Consider the following 17,867-nt stretch of genomic DNA (forward strand, 5'->3'; position numbering starts at 1 on the left):
ATGCGCACACACATCATCGCAACCACCGCGACCGCAGCGCTGGTCACGCTGACTGTCGGCCTGACTGGCTGCGCGAGCCACCACGACACCCAGACCTCCAGCGCCCCGGATCTGGGGAAACCACCGGCCGCGGTGCGCTGGGAACCGGTGCAGGGCGTGCTCGTTCCCTACAGTCCGGTCGACGGCCCGGCCCAAACCTCCGCCGCGACTGGCTATTCGCACACCCCGCAGGGCGCGGTGCTGGCCACGATTCAGGATTCGATCCGCACCAGCGTCTCCCCGGACTCGGCCTGGCCACAATTCGCGGCCGCCTCCCTGGTGCGCGGGCCCGGAAAGGACAACTGGGTGCTCGCCCGGGCGCGGATCTCCATCACCGCCCCGACCAATCCGAAACTCGCCCCCACCGTGCTCGGCTACCGGTTCGACTCCTACACCCCGGAGAAGGCCGAGATCACGGTGTACACGCGGTTCTCGGACGCGAGCCTGGCCGCCTACCACCATGTGATCGAGTGGCAGGCGGGGGATTGGCGGCTGCTGCTGCCGAACCCGGCGGCGAAAACCGTGACCATGGAATCGGTTTCGGCGCTGCCCGCCGAGATGACCCGATTCGAGGCCACCCGATGAGCGGCCCCGACCAGCATCCGACGCCCGAACCCGACAAGGGCAACCGGTCGTCGATGACGCTGATCCTGGCGCTGGTCGCGGTCGGCACGATCGTGCTCGCCGCGATCGTCGTAGCCGTCTTGCACCACGGCGAAGGTGACCAATCCCAGGGCGTCGCACCGTCCTCCGGGGCGGTCACCACGGCGGCGGGGGAACCTGCGACCGGGTTCGCGGATCCGGATGTGGACGCGTTCGGCCGCCGCGTCGATATCCCGCACAACCCGGACGGGCAGCCATTGCCGCAGACCAAAGGCCCGCACACCAGCGATGATCCGGCGTTCCTGACTGCCGCGCCGGTGCTGCCCGAGCAGGGCGGTTGGCAGCGCGTGTATGCGGCGTCGGTGCCGTTCTCGGTCTCCGACGGCCCGACCGCGCTCGTGGACGGGGTGCCGGTCGGCTACTCCCACACGCCGCAAGGTGCCGCGCTGGCAGGACTTTTCGCGCTGTGGGAGTCCTACGCACGGCCCGCCGACTGGACGGTGCGCGAACGCATGCAGGTCATGACTGAGGCCGACCACACCCAATTCGACCGGCTCGTCGCGACCGGCAAGGTCCCGGCCCTGGCTCCCGCCACCGACACCCGCTGGCTGGTCGCCCCGGATGCCTTCCACATCGAATCCTGGTCGACCACAGGCGATCTGTGCCTTCTGCGCCTGGCGACCAAGGCACCCGCGGCGACGGCCGGCGGACCCACTCGGTGGCGGACTTCGCAGATCACGATGGTCTGGGACGGGCAATGGCGGCTGCGCCTGGCACCCGGCGGGGCACTGCCCGCCTCCTATATCGGCTCCCTGGATGGGTGGACGAAATGGTGACTCGCGACCGTCGCCTCGCCCGGCGACTACTCCTGGCCCTGGCCGCACTCCTGGTCGCCGCCCTCACGATCGTGGGCCCGGCTGCGAGCGCGACCGCTGACGACAACAGCGGCGGCGGTGGCGGTGGGACCTTCGGGTTCAACACCGTGTGCGACAACGTGAGCAAGACCGTCGGCGGGATCGACCTGCCCGGGATGGGCACCCTCGGCGACGTCCTCGGCGACGGCTGCAAGGTCGGCAACGTGGTCACCCACCCGGGCGACGCGGTGCAGGCGGCCAAAGACAAAGCATGGGACAGCACCTTCGGCAAGGCCGTCAACGCCCTGCTCGACGGTTTGGGGCAAGCGATCATCCTGTCGCTGACGTGGTGGATGAAAATCCCCACCAGCAACGTCGTTTCGCAAGCCGACCTGTTCAGCTCGATCCGCGGCTACACCTTCCAGTTGCAGGTGTTCTGCCTGGCCGGGTCGCTGATCATGTGCGCGATCCGCTTGGCGATGGTGCACCGCTCCGGCGCGGCCGAGCACGCCAGCGAAGCCTTCCGGGTGCTCGCGCGCTCGGTGTTCGCCAGCGCGATGTTCTCCACGGTGCTGGTCGTGGCGACGCAGGCCTCGGATGCCTTCGCCGAGTGGGTGATCAACGACGCCACCCACGACAACGCCAAAGGCGTCGCCGAAGCGATGGTCACCACCAACACCCTGACCGCGCTGTCTCCCGGCCTCATGTTCTCCGTCGCGATCCTCGGCATGGTCGGCGCGATCGCTCAAGCGGTCTTCGCGGTCGTGCGCGAGGGGCTGCTGGTGGTCGCGGTCGGGATCCTGCCGTTGGCAGCCGCCAGCTCCGGCACCCATGCCGGACGCGGCCTGTACGACCGGCTGACCTGCTGGTGTGTGGCGTTCGTGCTCTACAAGCCCATGGGCGCATTGGTGTACATGATCGCGTTCACCACGGCGGGCAAGGCCGGGCAAACCGCCGCGGGCGCAGCGACTTCCGGCCAGTTGCCCTCGACCGACGACGCGCAACGGGCCCTGGTCGGGGTCGTGCTGCTGTGCTCCACCGCGCTGGTGCTGCCCGCCCTGATGCGGCTGGTGTCCCCGCTGACGTCACTCGGCGGTGGGATCTCGGGCGCGCTGATCGGGGCTGGCGCGGTCGGCGCGGCCGCGAGCTGGGCGATGAAGGGCGCGACCGGCGCGGCCCCCGCCCGCGGCGGCAACGCCGGTGGCAACGGTGGAGGCGGAGGCGGTGGAAGTCGTCCGCAGGCCACCGGGGCCGGTGGCGGTGGTCGTGCCACCGTGCCGCCCCCGCCCGCCTCCAGCGGTGGAAGTCGAAGCGCGGCCAGCGCGGCAGGCGGTGGGGGAGCGAAAGCCGCTCCCGCCGGGGCGCTGGCGAAGGCCGGTGGTCACCCGGCCGTCATGGTCGCCGCCGGTGCGGCGATGGCCGCCGGAGCGGCCGCACGCGGCGCGAACTCGATGGTGTCGGCCGGGACCGAACCCGTCGCGCGAGCTACCGGGGCCGGGCGAGCGGCGGTGCCGCGATGAACGGCACTGAGCAGGTCGAACGCACCTACGGGCAATGGACGAAACCTCGGAGCGAAGGCCTGTGGGGCCTGGGCTGGTCGGTTTCCGTCGCGGCATTCGTGGCGGTGGTGATCGCGCTGCTATTGGTCATGGTCGCCGGGCTGCAAGTCGCCGCGGTGGCGATCGTCATCGAAATCGTCGTGCTCGCCCCCCTCGCCCATTCGAGGGGTGGCCGCACCGGATACGAGCGAGGTCTCCTCATGGTGAATTGGTCCCGCGCCTGGTGGCGCCGCGAGAACTTCTACATGGCGGGCATCTTCTCCCGCCTCGGTGCCGCGAAACTGCCTGGCCTGATGGCGAATTCGCGACTCTATGAAGGCATCGACTCGGCCGGTTACCGGTTCGGCATGATCCACATGCCCGGCCACCACCTCTACACCGTGCTCATCCGCACCTGGCCCCAAGGCGCACGCGCGGTCGACCAGGACCGCGTCGACGAATGGGTCGCCTCCTGGTCGCAGCTTCTCGCCACGCTCGGGGAGAAGCCGGACGTGGAAGCTATTACCGCGGTGGTGGATTCACTCCCGGAGACCGGCAACCGGCTCGCGTGCGAGGTCAACCGGCTCACCCTCGATACGGCTCCGGCCCCGGCGCGGGCGATGATGGCGCAGCTGGCCGAAATGCTGCCCAGCGAATCGGTGCGCACCGAATCCTGGTGCTCCGTCAGCTTCAAAGCCACCACCCCCGCGCGCCGGAAGGATCCGGCCGAGCAGGCCGAAGAGATCGGCCGCCGTTTGCCGTTGATCGTGGCCGCCCTCGCCGACGCTGGCGTGCGGGCGCGGCCGATGACCGGCGAGGAAGTCATCGCGCTCATGCGCCGCGCCTGGGATCCGGCCGCGGAAGCCGACCTCGAGGAGGCTGCCGAGGCAGGCGAATCCCACGGCCTGACCTGGAACGACGCGGGCCCGATCCACCACGACCAGAAGGTGAACAGGCTCATCCACGACGGCACGGTCACCGTGACCTGGGAGATGGAGATCGCGCCGGAAGGTGTTGTGCGCGAACGAGTCCTGCAACGACTCCTCGCCCCCAACGACCAGCTGCAGCGCAAGCGCGTCGCGATCGTCTACCGCCCGCACAACTCCGGGGACGCCGCCCAGATCGTGGATGACGACTACAAGAACGCCCTTGTGGCCGAGCAGACCCAGCGCGGTGTCGGGTCCGCGACCGCGACCATGCGCCGCGAATCCACCGAGCAGGCCCGCAAGGAACAGGCGGGTGGACACGGTGTCACCCGGTTCCACGCGCTGGTCAGTGTGACCGAGCGTCTCGGCGCGGACGAACCCGCACTGGAGGCGATCACCAAGGATCTTTCCTCGCAGGCCCGGTTGAAGATCCGCCGCTGCTACCGCTACCAGGCCGCGGCCTTCGCCGCCGCGCTCGGTGCCGGGGTGCTGCTACCGGAAATGATCTCCACACCCCGGGCAGTGGCCGAATGAGCCCCCGGCTACGCCACCCGGCGCACAAACCCCCGCCTGCCGCGACCGCGGTGAAAACGCAGAAATCGGGGAAGTCCAGCCGGGCCGCGAAAAAGACGACAGCCCAGTCTGATACAGCGAAGCCAGCCAAGCCGGTCAAGGCCCGCGGCGGGTTCGGGACGCGCCTGCTCACCGAGGAACAACGCACCCGCTGCGAATACAAGGCCCTGGATGGGAACCCGCTCGCGTCGGCGTGGGCGCGGTTCCAGCTCAAGACCGACGACAACCGCCGCCTGACCACCAGCAACCGTGCCACCGGCGGCAAAGGAGCTGGGAAGTCCGGGAAACGCGGTGTAGGCGTGAGGATCACGCCAACCGGTGTCGAGGGCCCTGGTGGTGGGCGGGATCGCTGTGTCGCGGCGCCGCCGGAGTACCGGGCCACGACCGCGCAGGTCGCGGGCTTGTGGCCGTGGGCGGTCGGAGCCGGTGCCCCGGTGATCGGCACCCCGCTCGGCCGTCATCTGCAGACCGGCGAAACGGTGTGCTTCGATCCGATGAACTGGTTCACGCGCGGCAACTTCATCACCGCCCCGAGCCTGTTCGTGCTGGGCCTCAACGGATTCGGCAAATCCTCCCTCGTGCGGCGGATCGTGCTGGGCGGGATCGCCCAAGGCATCACCCCGCTGGTGCTCGCTGACGTCAAGCCGGACTACCGCGACACCGTCGAAATGTGTGGTGGCCAGGTCATCGATTTGGGCTACGGGCACGGATCCATCAACCCTCTTGACGCCGGCCTCATGGGCGCGGCCGTCGCCCGCCTGGAAGCAGCCGGTCACGCCGGGCACGCGGTGAACCTGCGCGCCGAACTGCGTGCCAGACAGACGAATCTGATCGGCGGCCTGATCGAGCTGGTGCGCGGCGAACGGATCCGCGACTTCGAAGACACCCTCATCTCCACCGGCCTGCAACTGCTCTTCGCCCCGGAAACCGAAGGCGGCCGCGGCTACACCCTCGCTGTGCCGCCCCTGCTCGAGGACCTGGCCGACGTGATCGGGGCAGGCAGCCCCGAACTGTGGCTCGACGCTGGATCACGCACCGACGAGCAGTACGAGCAGGCCACCATCGACCTGCGCCGCAGCCTGCGCGCCCTGACCAAAGGCCCGTTCGGGCTGGTCTTCAACGCTCACACCACCACGCCATTGGATATGGATTCGGTCGGTGTCGTCATCGATGTCTCCCATATCCCCAAGGGCGACAAGAAGTTGAAGGCCGCCGCCATGCTCACCTGCTGGAGCGCGGGATTCGCGGCCATCGAGGCCCTGAACCTGCTGGCCGAAGTCGGGTTGGAGGAGCAGCGGTATTTCCAGGTCGTCATGGACGAGCTGTGGCAGGTCCTCGGGTTGGGCGAGTTCATGATCGCCCGCGTCGACGAGCTCACCCGCCTGCAACGCTCTCTGGCGACGTCGCTGATCATGATCAGCCACTCCATCCGCGACCTGCAAGCCCTCGGCGCCGCCGCTGATCGCGCTGTCGGGTTCCTGGAACGTTCCCGCGCGAAGATCCTGGGCGCGCTCCCGGCTGATGAGCTCGCCGCCCTGGACGGGGTGGTGAAGCTGACCGCCGCCGAAATCGCCATGGTGACGAGTTGGTCTGCGCCCCAAGCACTCACCGGTGAACCGATCCGCCCCGGCACCAGCGCACCGGTCGCGGCCGGGGTCGGCAAGTTCCTGCTCAAGGTCACCGAAGACAGGAGCCCGGGGATTCCGTTCGGGATGGAGCTCACCGACGTGGAGATCGAATCCGGCATCCACGAGACCTCCCGCAAGTTCACCCACTTCGGCCACCAGGCCCAGCACGAGAGGCGAGCATCATGAGCGCACCCCAACGCCGCTACGGGCCCGTCGACGACCGGCTGCGCCGCGCCTCGGTCGCCCGTGTCCGCCAGCTGGCACCGCGCACCATGTCGCGCACCGCGGCCGCGAAAGTCGTAGCCGCCGATATCGGCGTGCACTTCAACACCGTGCTGCTGTGGGTCGCCGCCGAAGACGGACCACCCCAGTCACGCAGCGTGCCGCGCTTGGAAGCGACCGTGGAACGCCTACGCCGCGAACTGGTGTCCTCGCAGGAACTCAACAAGGCCCTCGCGGAGGCGCTCGATGATGGCGGGACCTGGGAGCGGGCATGAAACCCGCCGCCGCGCTGGCCGCCGTCACCGCCGTCGTGCTACTGCCCGCGGTGGTCGTGGTCACGCTGATGCTCGATGACGAAAACACCTGCACCCCACCCACACCCGGCAACAGTGTTCCGGCCGGTGCCGGGCACACGTGGCCGGTGGACCCGAGCATCTTCACCGTCAGCGACGTCTTCGGCGCCCGCGGCGGCACCCACATGGGCGTCGACATGGCCGCCCCGGAAGGCACCCCGATCTACGCGGCCATGGACGGCACGGTCGCCGCGTCCGGGCCTGCGTCCGGCTTCGGGGACTGGATCGTGCTCGACCACAACATCGACGGACAGCTCTGGTCGACGGTCTACGGGCACATGTACGAGAACGATCTTCTCGTTCACGTCGGTGACCAGGTCAAAGCGGGGCAACAGATCTCGCGGGTGGGGACCAATGGCGAGTCCACCGGCCCGCACCTGCATTTCGAGGTCCGCCAGCCTCCAGGCCGTCTCGCAGGTGGGCAGGCCATCGACCCGATGCCGTGGCTGCAGGACGGCAACACCGCCACCCCGACCCAGAACCCGCGCGCTGCCGATGCGGCGGCCGCCACGACCGGTACACCCACTCCGACCCCGGCCGCGACCACTCCGGCGGCGGGTTGCGGTGCAGGTTCCGGGGGAGGGGTCGACAATCTCGCGCCCGGCAAGGTCCCGGCGCAGTTCGAGCAGTGGTACCGCAAGGCCGGAACCACCTGCCCGGAAATCTCTTCCGCGCTGCTGGCTGCCCAAGGCTCCCACGAGTCCGGCTTCCGCACCGACGCGGTCTCACCCGATGGCGCGATGGGGATCGCGCAGTTCATGCCGGGCACCGCGAAAGAGATTGCCCCTGATGGGCAGCCGTTTGTGATAGACGCGGACGGCAAAGGCTATGCGGATCCGATGGATCCGGCTGACGGGATCATCGGTCAGGCCCGCTACATGTGCGCGATCGCCAAGACCATCGAGGGCTGGCAGGCCGAAGGCAAGGTGACCGGGGATCTGACCGCGCTCACGATCGCCGCCTACAACGCGGGCGAAGGCGCGGTTCTGGAGTCCGGCGGGCTGCCGAATCTGATCCCGCGTCACTTCACCGAGACCCGCCCGTATGTGGCGGCGATCCTCGCCGACATCCCCAACTACGCCCAACAACTGTCCTGAAGGAGGCGATCGGTCATGTCCAGCAATCGAGGGCTCTACCTGCTGATCGGGGCGTGCGCGGCCCTGATCCTCGCTGCCGCAACGCTTTCCCTCCTTCACCCGCACACGCGACCGCCGACCGCGACGTCACCCGTGCCGGGTGTGGATCGCTTCCTCGGGCCTGGCGGACCGACCCCGGCCGAGGCGGGCGCGCAGACCGCCGCCGAACAGGCACTCACGGCGGTGTTCACCTGGCAGCCGGTCACCGACACCTCCACCGGCGAAGGCCTACTGCGGGCCAAACCGTGGCTGACCGGGCAACTCCTCGCCGCCGCCGACACCCCCGACGACCCGGGCGGGCGCGCGGTCCCGCAGTGGGCCATCTGGCGCGACGCCGCCGACGTCATCACCGCGACCGCCCAAGCTTCCGAGCTCACCACCCAGCCCGACGGCACCGCCCTCGTCCAGGTCGACGTGGTGCAGACCCTGCTGCATCGCGACGGCTTGAGCTCGCGCTATCGGCGCATGACTATCGCCGCTACCACGGCGCTCACGCCCGCCGGATGGCGGATGTCCGCGTTCACCGTCCACGCCAATCCCTAACCCCGCCAAGGAGACCCAGCCCATGAACCTGCACACCTTCTTCAGCACACGGTCTGCTCGCGGGCGGATGACCGGATGGGAGCCTGGCGGTGAGCGCCGGCAGCGGGGGTGACATCCCGCTCTACCCGTGGATGGCCGCCCCGCCCCACCTCAAGACCCGACGCCAACTCAGCGCCAAGGGCCGCGCCCCCGGCCGCCAAGACATCGCGGGCCGGATGGAAACCCGTCGCCGCGGGCAGATCGTCGTGGCCTACCTGTTCGACATCACCAAATCCACGGCCAAACGCCAAGCCACTCCCGCGCAGCGCGAGGCCCTCGCCCGCGCGAACCGCGAACGCCAGATCCAAGCCGCCGAACGCCGCGGCTACACCCGCGCCGACCTCGCCGAAATCAGTGACCCTGGCCCGGGTTGGGGTGCCCCGTACGAACTGGATCCGCAACTCGTCGCGGCGGCTGAACTGCTGCACCTGCGCGTGGACGCCGCCCACCACAGTTTGGCTCGATTGCACGCTCCCACCGAGGTTCTGGCTGCGCTCGACGGCTGGCGCGGCCCCCACCCCGCCAACGATCCGGCCGCCTACCTCACCGCATCCACCCGGCGAGCGCGACTCGACGCCTACCTCGACCGGTTGGCTCCCCGCAGCAGCGTCCGAGCAGGGGTGGAGACGGTCCTCGGCTACCTCGACTGCGGACCGGAAACCTCCGATCTGCTGGCGGGACCGGTGTTCGTCAGCCCCGCCGAAGCCCTACGCGGCCGCGCGAATGCTTTGCTGACTCGGTTGGCGCGCAGCGGGCCCGCGTTCGCTCCGCTGCTGCTGTCGCGCATCGCGCCGATGTCCACGGACGATCAGCGCGAAATCCGGGTTGCGGCAGGGCGGATCGCCTATGGGCTGCCGGTCGAGCCGTTGTGGCCGGACTACCTCGACCGCGAACAAGCGGCCACCTGGATTCGTGAGTACGCGCGCGTCACCCGCCTGGTCGAGGAATGCATACCGGGTATGGAGCCCGCGCTCGACCGGGCCCGCGGCCAGGTCGAAGCCCTCTTCGACCAGCAAGGCATGCACGACCTCGAGGCCGCCCGCCTCGCCGGGCTCGTCGGCGACATCGAAACCCACACCATCGACGACCGCAGCCTGCCGCCACTGCTGTGGCTCGACGAACATTCCCGCCACCACGCCGACCAGACCCGCCATACCCAGCAGGCGACCGCCCTGGGCACTGACACCGCCACCACCGCGCTGACCCTGCTCACCGAAACACGCGGCGTCGCACCTGCGACCGGGATGAAGCATGCGATCCACGCACTCGGATCCGATATCACCAACCTTGCCCGCGGGCAGGCCGCCGCGCGCACTGGATACGCCCGCCACAGCGATCGCCTCGCCAGAGTCCTGGCCGGACAACACATCCCCGCCGCCGTGCACCGCGACCTGCACGAACTGTTCACCACTGCCGCCCGCCAGGCCCTCGCACACGCCGAGCTCGCCGCGCACCGCGAAGCCACCTGGACACAGCGTCTGGCCACCGGACCACCGGCACCACCAGTGACCAGCGCCGCCGGACTGATCAGCATGATGCGCCCGAAAACCGCAGGCAGACAGCAGGACTCACCACGCCCAGCCGTCCTACCGCACACCGAACCCGACACCGGCCCGGCGGCCGACGTGGCCGCCGAACCCTGACATCAAAGGACTCCAGCCATGAATCATTACGAAGACGAGCAGATCGTCACCGAAACCGCGGCCGTGGTCGAGGCGGGTGCGCGAGCGCTCCTCGCGGCCCGACAAGCCGTCCGCAAGTGGGCCCAAGACCGCGAGAACCAAGCCCAACGCGGCCCGGGTCCTCAACCCGCCAGCCAGGCCGAACCTGCCGCAGCGCCGCGACAGCGGCGCGGATTGTTCTCACGCCTGAAGTCCTGGCTGCACAACCGCACTCGACCCCGCGAGAACTCGGCCGCGCAACAGTCGCATCCTGGGAACTCGACTGCGCAGCAGCCGCATCCGGTCGAGGAGCGCATCGCCCGCTGGGCCTCCGCTCATGCGACGTGGGAGTACGCCCGCGAGGTCGAACAGACCTGGGCACAACGCGCCCAACAGGAAGCCGCCCAACTGCAGAAGATGGGCGTCGACCCCAACCAGATAGTGCAGCGCGCCAACCAAATCCAGACCAGCCCCACGCCCGCTGTGACGTACGCGCCTCTGGATCCCGCCCGGATCGCGCGACTGACCAGCGAATGCACCCTCGCCGAACTCAACGCGGCCCGCGCAGTCGCCGAGCAGCAACAGACGGCCCAACAGCCGCAGACCGAACAGGAGAACACCAATGCCCCTGAACCCGAACCCACCGCGGAACCCGCTCAGCAGGCCGAGGCCGCGCCGCAAACGCAGGCGACAGCGAAGAAGACGAGCCCACGGCGCAACACCAACAAGAGCACTGCTGCGCAGCAGGGCAGCACCGCAGAGCAGCAAGCCGAATCCAGCCCATCGGCAGTGAGCAAAAGCGGTGATCAAGTTCTCGGATACAACAAGGCCGGGGCGAAGTCTCGCTCGCGCAGCGGCAAGAAGGCCACGGAATCAGAAGCGTCGGCTGGAACCCCGCAGCAGTTGCCGCCTCAGTCGGAGGCATCCGCTGGCGCCGATGCCGGAGTTGCGCCGTGACGACGCGGCGCGCTGTACCCGACCAGCGCATTACTGGCTCGGTCGCCACGATCGTGGTGGCCGCGGCCGGTGCGCTGGTCACGGGCGTGGCCTACGGAGGCTGGTGGCTCGCATTGCATCTACTCGGTGACGTCTCCGGTCGGTCGGCCGCCTTCTCCAGACCCGGCACCTGGCCGGGCCTGGCCCTGGTCCTGGCCGGCCTCGGGGAGACAGCGCTGTTCACCGCCACCGCGACGGTGCTGTGGCGGCGCGCGATGCGCCACGAGATCGAACGCCGCGCAACAGTGATGGCCTCGCCCCGGCGACTGAACGAGGTCGCCGGGGCCAGTGCGCGCAGCAAAGCGAGACGGCTACGCCCAGACCTCGACGTGATCCGCCGCTCCGACATCGGAATCGAACTGGGGCGCACCGTGATCGGCGATCAGGCCATCTATTTGAGTTGGGAAGATGTCGGTGTCGTCTTCGGCGGTCCTCGCACCGGCAAGACCGCCAGCGTCGCGATCGGCGCGATCTGCGCCGCCCCCGGCCCCGTCATCGCCACCAGCAACAAACGCGACCTGCACGACCACTGCCGAGGCCCCCGCGAAACCGCCGGCCGCCACGTCTGGGTCTCCGATCTGCAAGGCCGCGCAGGAGAACCAGAACAAGGCTGGTGGTGGAACATCCTGGCCGGGGTCGACCGACTGCCGACCGCACGACGGCTGGCCGCCTACTTCCAGGCCGAAACCAAGATCCCAGATGCCCGCTCGGACAACTACTTCGAAGGCGGCGCACTTGAACTCGTCGCGCTTTATCTGCTAGCGGCCGCCGTGTCCGGTGGCGATATCGCCCACACCTACAGCTGGCTGTCCTACGACGGGTGTGCACTGCCAGCCCGGCTGCTCGATGAGCACGGCCACCCCATCGCCGCCTCGAAGGTCCGCACCGCTCAAGCCTTGAATTCCCGCCAGCGCGACGGTCTTTTCGACATGGCCCGGCGCATGCTGACCGTGCTGACCGACGAACGCTACGCCGCCACTGTTCTGCCCCCGCAACGCCGGATATTCGACGGCGATGACAGCCCCCTGAGCCACTGGAACCCCAGCCACAACCTGCCGGAATTCGACCCTGCCGCATTTATCTCCTCGCGCGACAGCCTGTTTCTGCTCAGCATGGAAGGCCCTGACTCAGCGACAGCGCTGATCACCGCCCTGGTCGGGCGCTGCCTCGACCACGCGATGGCCCTGGCCGCCCGCTCACCCGGCGGCCGACTACGCACCCCGCTGGTCGGGATCCTCGACGAGGCCGCCAACGTCTGCAAACTCTCTGACCTGCCCTACCAGTACAGCCACCTCGGCTCCCAAGGCATCGTCATGCTCACCTTCCTGCAATCCCCGGCCCAAGCCTCGGAAGTCTGGACCTCGAATCAGCTCGACCAGCTGGTCTCGGCTTCGAATGCCCACTATTACGCCGGTGGCGTCACCGATCAGCGTTATTTGCAGGCGTTGTGCGAGCGGATCGGTGATCATGACGTGGACCGGTGGTCAGCCAGCTTCGGCCGCGGCGGGGCGTCGCACTCGCAGTCTTGGAGCCGGGAGTCGACACTGCCGGTCAACCTGCTCGCCGAACTGCCCAAGCACCTCGCGATCATCTGCACCACCGGCAACGCTCCGATGCTCGTTCGTAAAACCGATTGGCGCACAACCCGATACAGCGAAGCGATCACCGCCTCACTGGCCCGCTACGCGCCACCCGACGACGGAAAGGTCCGGTTATGAGCCAAGGCGACTTCGGGGACATCGACGACTCCTTCACCGGCGACCCCACCGGCAACGAACCAGAAGACGACAACACCGAAAGCGACGTCTTCCCCGACCTGCCCAGCTTCGTCGAAAACTACTTCTGTCCCTCCCACGCCCTCAAATTGTCCGACGGCCACCGCGGCCGGACCTGGTGCGCGCAATGGTGGAAGCACGTCCCTGTGGTCGCACGTTTGTACGCGGTGTGGCGGGCCTGGGAGAAGGCAGTCCGCAGCGGTGACGACCACGCCCTGAGCGCTTGGTACACCTACGACGCTGACCCGGCGCTGCGGGCCCTTTCCGATGGCGAGTACGGGCCGATGCACGCCTGCAGCCTCACCCAGCACCGCGACGTCCCCAGCTTGCCGTGTGATCCGATCCCCGCCGACGACATGGAAGCGCTCGCGATCGCGCTGGTCACCACCAGCTCAACGCACCGCGACCGCGACCAATCCGAGGAATGATCAGCGGTGGCGCGCATCGATCGTGTGCGCCTGGCCGCCCATCAGCTGCGGCTGGCTGATCTACGCGCCAACCCCGAGCGCTACACCCGTATCTTCACGACCGCGAAAACCACTGCTGGACACGGACTGTGCCTGTGCCGGCCTCGGCCGCTGCGGTTGGTGATCCGCTGCCGCGGCGGCCGATACTTCCTTGCCCGCTGGCCCGGCGAAGGACAAGACCACGACCCGAATTGCCCGTTCCACCAGGTGGATCCGGGCCTTTCCGGGCGCAGTGGCTACGCCGACGACGCGATCGTCGAAGGTCCGGACGCCACCACGATCCGCTTTGACACCCCGCTGCTGGTCAAACCCGGCACCACCAGCGAAACCGACACCCGCGCTGGCGAAAACGGCGGCAGCGGCCGCCGCACGGTCGGGCTCCTGGGCCTGCTCCACTACCTGTGGGAAGACGCCCACCTCAACACCTACAGCCCCGGCGGCCGCCGCAGCTGGGTGCAGGTCCTGGCCGCGCTCGGCCCGCACCTCGAGGACTGTGTACTCAGCCGCCGCGCACTGTCCGACGTGCTGTACCTCGTGCCGCCGTATCGGCCGCAGGTCGGCGACGCCAATCGCGCCGCGTTCGATGCTTTCCTCGACCGGCTGCGCAGCCCGCGTGACCAGATTCGGCGGGGCTTGCTGCTCGGTGAGCTCGTCGAGGTCACCGCGACCGCGCACGGTGTCGCCTACAAGGTCAAGCATCTGCCGGCGCCGCTCTACGCCAGTCGTGAAGTCCACCAGCGGATCCTGCGGGCGCATCGGCATTGCTTCGCCCGCGCCGCCAGCCAGCATGGCGGCCATCGGGTGGCGCTGTTGCTGTTGGAGCGTTCCCCGAAGGGCTACCCGAGCGTGGCCGATGCCGCGGTCATGCTCACCACCGGCGACACTTATATCCCCGCCGACAGCTCCCACGAACTCGTCATGGCCGCCGCGCTGCAAGCCGCTGGGCGTGCGTTCTTCAAACCGGTGCGCTACGACCACATCGCGCTGACGCTGCCGGACTTCGTGCTCACCGATGTCGAGAACACGGTGGTCGAGGTGTGGGGCCTCGACAGCCCAGAATACCTGCGCCGCAAGGAAATCAAGATCGGGCAATACCGTCAGGCAGACACAGCCTTGATCAGCTGGCAGCCACCGGAACCGCTGCCTGACCTGCACCGACATGGTCCTCCCGCAGGTCGGCACAACCCAGCTCGACACATCCAGCCATAGTCGGGGGATGAGGGCCAACTGGGCGAAATCCGGCGCTAAGAGGCGTCTCTGCCCACATGGCCGATCCGGGTGACCTCGGATTCCGGGTCGCACCGCACCGAGGTGTCGAGGGTTTTGTAAATCGACCGTTTTCCGAACAGCATGGGTGATAGATCGCCTTCTGGTTCCGTGCGATCTTATGGGCCTGAACGGTTAACACGGTGGTCCAGCGCTCACAACTTCTCGGGACCGCTGGACCCCATGCTCATGGTCGGCCGCGGCGCTTCGTGGCAGCGAGTACCGCGCGAGCGTCCTTGCGGCGGTCCGGGCTGGAATGGAACACCGCGACCAGGCCAGCGCAGAGACGCGTCGGCCCGTCCGTGTGCATCCACCATGCGCTGGCGCCGATCGCGCCGGCGACGCCACCTGCCCCCGCGATGGACGCGATCAGAGTTCCCATGCGTTTCCTCGCCGTCCGTGGTCGACGGCGAGGCCCAATCTTCTGGTACCCGCGAACATTTCACGTAGGGCTGGCGCGTGGAGCGGGGGTGGGCAATATTTGTCTGCCGAGGTGACTAGCCTCATCGGTGCCTGGTACCTGCTGAATTGGGTAACGGGTAGCGCTGTGGCCCCTGCCTCTTGGCTCTCCAACCTGGGCAGGGGCCGCATCTTGTCCTCAGGACCGAAGCGGGCCCGAGAAGGGCTGTCGGGCAAGACAACCTGGTCGCTGATCCTATGCAGATGGAGCGACACGTTACGAGCGACGTTGCGGGAGGCCGGAATATCTCCTCCGCTGAGGAAAACCGCAGGTAAAATGGGTATTTTCCGGGCGAGTGATGCCTCCATGACCTTCGCTTATCCACAGGCGTTGTTTCACGCTGATGTTTCACGGGCTGCGCTCTGACAACTGCCGCCCGGTCCCGCCCGGCCGGAAATGCCTGCTCAGATCGGGGTACGCGGCCCGAGCGGTGGACGAACAACCCCGCTCGGCAACAAAATCTGAGTTCTTCACGTAGATGAAGAAGTCGATGGCCACGATCTTCAGCCTCTACCGGAACGGCCACATGCGGAACCGTCCTTTCTACGAGTTCTACCGTCCTTTTACCGTCCTTTCGATCGTGCACGGCCTGCGGTCTCGGTTCATGACGCTCAGCTCGTAGTCGATGACGGTATGGGGAGGCAGGCCGAATTTTTGTCCCGCAAGGACAAACTTGCGGGAGTGCGTGAAACCGGAAGCAGCGCACATCATTCGATGCCACCCCAGTGAACGTGGTTGCCGTTTCGGATTGGGCCGCCCACGCGGCGCACATCATTCAGCCTGCAGACGCGCTCTAGTAGCTATCGAGAATGACACTTCTCACCAGTAACCGTCTCCGCACGGTCACGTCCTGCAATCGATCTCACTGGAGATGACCGCACAGCGCCTTCCGTGTGTCATTCCGTGTAGCGACTGAATCGCAACACCTTTTGCGAGGTAAAAGGCCAGCTCGGGGCCATATTTCCTGTCATCTGGCCGCCCAGGGTCCTACCTCCAGTAGGAGCATTCGCACATGTCCTGGGCGACGGGCGGCCGGAAAGCGTACGCCTCATCATTGGGCGAAAAACGAGAAGTCCACCCGTGCGCGGTTCGGCAGGACCCTGTCGGGGGAGTCGAAACGGCTGACGCACCCCGGGCCGCTCCCGCCCCGCGGATCCGTGCAGATCTCCAGAACGTGAGGTGTGGGAATATTCAATTATCCAGGGCCGCAACCTTTTTGGCGCCGGGATAATTGATAGTTCCAGCGTAGAAACTCGTGCCCGACGGTGCTTGTCAGTGACCCCTGGCATCCTCGAGACTTGAGGAAAGCCAGGAAGGCGGTGAGGTGTGGCGAGTGCCGAGAGCATCCAGGGGGCGGCGGAGTCTGCCGATGCCGCCTTGGTTGATCCGTTCGTTCTCGATCCGCTGTTTCGTCTGTGGCTGGCGGTGCAGCCCAACCGGCGCAGCGGTGCACGGTTGGCCGTGCGCACGATCGATCGGTACTGCCAGCGCGTCGCGCTCTATCTGGAATGGCTGCGCAGCAGTCCATTCCGCGATGCGCTGACCACGCCGGAGGGTCGCGACAGTGCGTTGACGGCGTGTCGCGAGCAGATGCTCGCCACGAGGCGGTCCACGACCTGGAATGTCACCTTGGCGGCGGTGAGCGCCTATTACGTGTGGCTCGAGCTGGGCCCGGCGCGGGTAGCGGCGGCGCGGATCGAGCGGCGTATCCAGCGGACACTGACCGTCGACGAGCAGTCGGCGCTGATCGCGACCGCAGAGCGCCGCCCCGCGCACACACCACTGATGCGGGCTCGCCGCGCCCGCAACCTCGCGCTGGTGATGGTGCTGCTCTACGGCGGGCTGCGGGAATCCGAAGCCGAAGCCCTCGATATCGACGACATGGTGCTGACCGGGCGCCGCAGCTTCCTGTGGGCTCCCGCCGCCGGCGGCGACGAGCTGCGTCGCGTCGAGCTGGCGCGCCGCGCCCACACCGCCCAAGCCGAATGGCAGGTCGAACGCGCCGACCTGCTCGGATCCGCCCGCATCCCGGCGTATTTCCTGGTGTGCGAGAACGGACTGGAACGCACACGGCGGCTGTCGGTCGGCCAGATCGAGGACGTCGTCGAGGAACTGGGCCGCGAGGCGGGTATCACCGAACGTCTCGCGCCCGGTGTCCTGCGCGCCACCTACGCCGCGCAACTGCTCGCCGCTGAGTCCGACCTGCCGCGAGTGGCCTACACCCTCGGCCAGGTCAAACCCGATATGCCCCAAGTGAATGCGCTGCGAGCGGCGGCACCGACACCGCACCCCGGACGCGTCGAAACCGCCGGCCTGGGTGTCGACGGCCAGCTCGCCCTCGACTTCTGACCGCGGGCCTTCGAATCGGCACGGCCCGCAGCCAGGCTTGGGTGGGGGGACAGTCAGCTGGCGCTGGACTTCTGAGCCGGAACAGTCAGGAAGTCTTGCTGTCTAACTGATCGGCGAGGGATGTGGCAGCTGAATGTGTCCCGCTTTGTGGCGTCAGAATTCGCTGGTCCCAACAGGGTTCGGTTCCAGCTCGAATGGGCCGATCAAACATGTACCGAGGCCAAGTGCGTCGATCAGCCACTGCATCGCGCGTCGGCGGCCGCGCGTGTCGAGGTGTGACAAGGCCGTGTGAGCCGAACGCATCGCGTCGATTTCCAGGGATCCGGTGGTGAGCACGAGGGTTTCGTTGCCGGTCATGGTGAGCTCCTCGAATCGGGGGAGGCGGATGTCCGCGACGGTCCCATACTCGTGTCGCAGTAATGTCGCATGAGGTCTAGTT

General features: G+C 67.9%; 16 protein-coding genes. 14 read left to right on the forward strand and 2 right to left on the reverse strand.

What is annotated here, in order from left to right; translation table 11 throughout:
* The 13 genes from ACYVN4_RS35995 (at position 1) to ACYVN4_RS36055 (ending at position 14,562) form a co-directional block, all read left to right on the forward strand.
* Complete coding sequence (locus ACYVN4_RS35995; protein WP_460727115.1) at positions 1-624, forward strand: hypothetical protein; 624 nt, start codon at positions 1-3, stop codon at positions 622-624.
* A complete protein-coding gene (locus ACYVN4_RS36000; protein WP_460727117.1) occupies positions 621-1,478 on the forward strand; it encodes a hypothetical protein in 858 nt (285 codons plus the stop codon). Before ACYVN4_RS35995 ends, ACYVN4_RS36000 begins: the two co-directional genes overlap by 4 nt.
* Positions 1,472-3,016, forward strand: coding sequence for a hypothetical protein (locus ACYVN4_RS36005; protein ID WP_460727119.1), 1,545 nt, complete (start codon positions 1,472-1,474; stop codon positions 3,014-3,016). The genes ACYVN4_RS36000 and ACYVN4_RS36005 overlap by 7 nt, the downstream gene beginning before the upstream one ends.
* Positions 3,013-4,494 (forward strand): SCO6880 family protein, encoded by a 1,482-nt coding sequence (locus ACYVN4_RS36010; protein WP_460727121.1) that lies wholly within the window; start codon positions 3,013-3,015, stop codon positions 4,492-4,494. The genes ACYVN4_RS36005 and ACYVN4_RS36010 overlap by 4 nt, the downstream gene beginning before the upstream one ends.
* Positions 4,491-6,347 carry a hypothetical protein gene (locus tag ACYVN4_RS36015; protein ID WP_460727123.1) on the forward strand — a complete coding sequence of 619 codons (1,857 nt, stop codon included), beginning with the start codon at positions 4,491-4,493 and terminating at the stop codon, positions 6,345-6,347. Before ACYVN4_RS36010 ends, ACYVN4_RS36015 begins: the two co-directional genes overlap by 4 nt.
* On the forward strand, positions 6,344-6,658 hold the full coding sequence (locus ACYVN4_RS36020) for a hypothetical protein (protein WP_460727125.1): 315 nt from the start codon (positions 6,344-6,346) through the stop codon (positions 6,656-6,658). Before ACYVN4_RS36015 ends, ACYVN4_RS36020 begins: the two co-directional genes overlap by 4 nt.
* Positions 6,655-7,833 (forward strand): peptidoglycan DD-metalloendopeptidase family protein, encoded by a 1,179-nt coding sequence (locus tag ACYVN4_RS36025; protein ID WP_460727127.1) that lies wholly within the window; start codon positions 6,655-6,657, stop codon positions 7,831-7,833. The genes ACYVN4_RS36020 and ACYVN4_RS36025 overlap by 4 nt, the downstream gene beginning before the upstream one ends.
* A gap of 15 nt (positions 7,834-7,848) precedes the next feature.
* Positions 7,849-8,415, forward strand: coding sequence for a hypothetical protein (locus ACYVN4_RS36030; protein ID WP_460727129.1), 567 nt, complete (start codon positions 7,849-7,851; stop codon positions 8,413-8,415).
* A gap of 89 nt (positions 8,416-8,504) precedes the next feature.
* Positions 8,505-10,097, forward strand: coding sequence for a hypothetical protein (locus tag ACYVN4_RS36035; protein WP_460727131.1), 1,593 nt, complete (start codon positions 8,505-8,507; stop codon positions 10,095-10,097).
* 18 nt (positions 10,098-10,115) lie between these two features.
* Positions 10,116-11,072, forward strand: coding sequence for a hypothetical protein (locus tag ACYVN4_RS36040; protein WP_460727133.1), 957 nt, complete (start codon positions 10,116-10,118; stop codon positions 11,070-11,072).
* Positions 11,069-12,829, forward strand: a complete 1,761-nt coding sequence (locus ACYVN4_RS36045; protein ID WP_460727135.1) for a type IV secretory system conjugative DNA transfer family protein — start codon at positions 11,069-11,071, stop codon at positions 12,827-12,829. The genes ACYVN4_RS36040 and ACYVN4_RS36045 overlap by 4 nt, the downstream gene beginning before the upstream one ends.
* On the forward strand, positions 12,826-13,314 hold the full coding sequence (locus ACYVN4_RS36050) for a DUF4913 domain-containing protein (RefSeq protein ID WP_460727137.1): 489 nt from the start codon (positions 12,826-12,828) through the stop codon (positions 13,312-13,314). The genes ACYVN4_RS36045 and ACYVN4_RS36050 overlap by 4 nt, the downstream gene beginning before the upstream one ends.
* A 6-nt stretch (positions 13,315-13,320) precedes the next feature.
* Positions 13,321-14,562 carry a DUF1173 family protein gene (locus ACYVN4_RS36055; protein ID WP_460727139.1) on the forward strand — a complete coding sequence of 414 codons (1,242 nt, stop codon included), beginning with the start codon at positions 13,321-13,323 and terminating at the stop codon, positions 14,560-14,562.
* 865 nt (positions 14,563-15,427) lie between these two features.
* Here ACYVN4_RS36055 and ACYVN4_RS36060 read toward each other — a convergent pair.
* Positions 15,428-15,577 carry a hypothetical protein gene (locus ACYVN4_RS36060; protein WP_460727140.1) on the reverse strand — a complete coding sequence of 50 codons (150 nt, stop codon included), beginning with the start codon at positions 15,575-15,577 and terminating at the stop codon, positions 15,428-15,430.
* A gap of 828 nt (positions 15,578-16,405) precedes the next feature.
* On the opposite strand from ACYVN4_RS36060, the gene ACYVN4_RS36065 reads away from it, so the two are divergent.
* Positions 16,406-17,428 carry a tyrosine-type recombinase/integrase gene (locus ACYVN4_RS36065; RefSeq protein WP_460727142.1) on the forward strand — a complete coding sequence of 341 codons (1,023 nt, stop codon included), beginning with the start codon at positions 16,406-16,408 and terminating at the stop codon, positions 17,426-17,428.
* Between the two features lie 153 nt (positions 17,429-17,581).
* Here ACYVN4_RS36065 and ACYVN4_RS36070 read toward each other — a convergent pair whose 3' ends face one another.
* Entirely contained in the window at positions 17,582-17,785 is a 204-nt protein-coding gene (locus tag ACYVN4_RS36070; RefSeq protein WP_460727144.1) for a hypothetical protein, read from the reverse strand.
* Positions 17,786-17,867: the final 82 nt, after the last annotated feature.

The organism is Nocardia heshunensis (assembly GCF_054782115.1).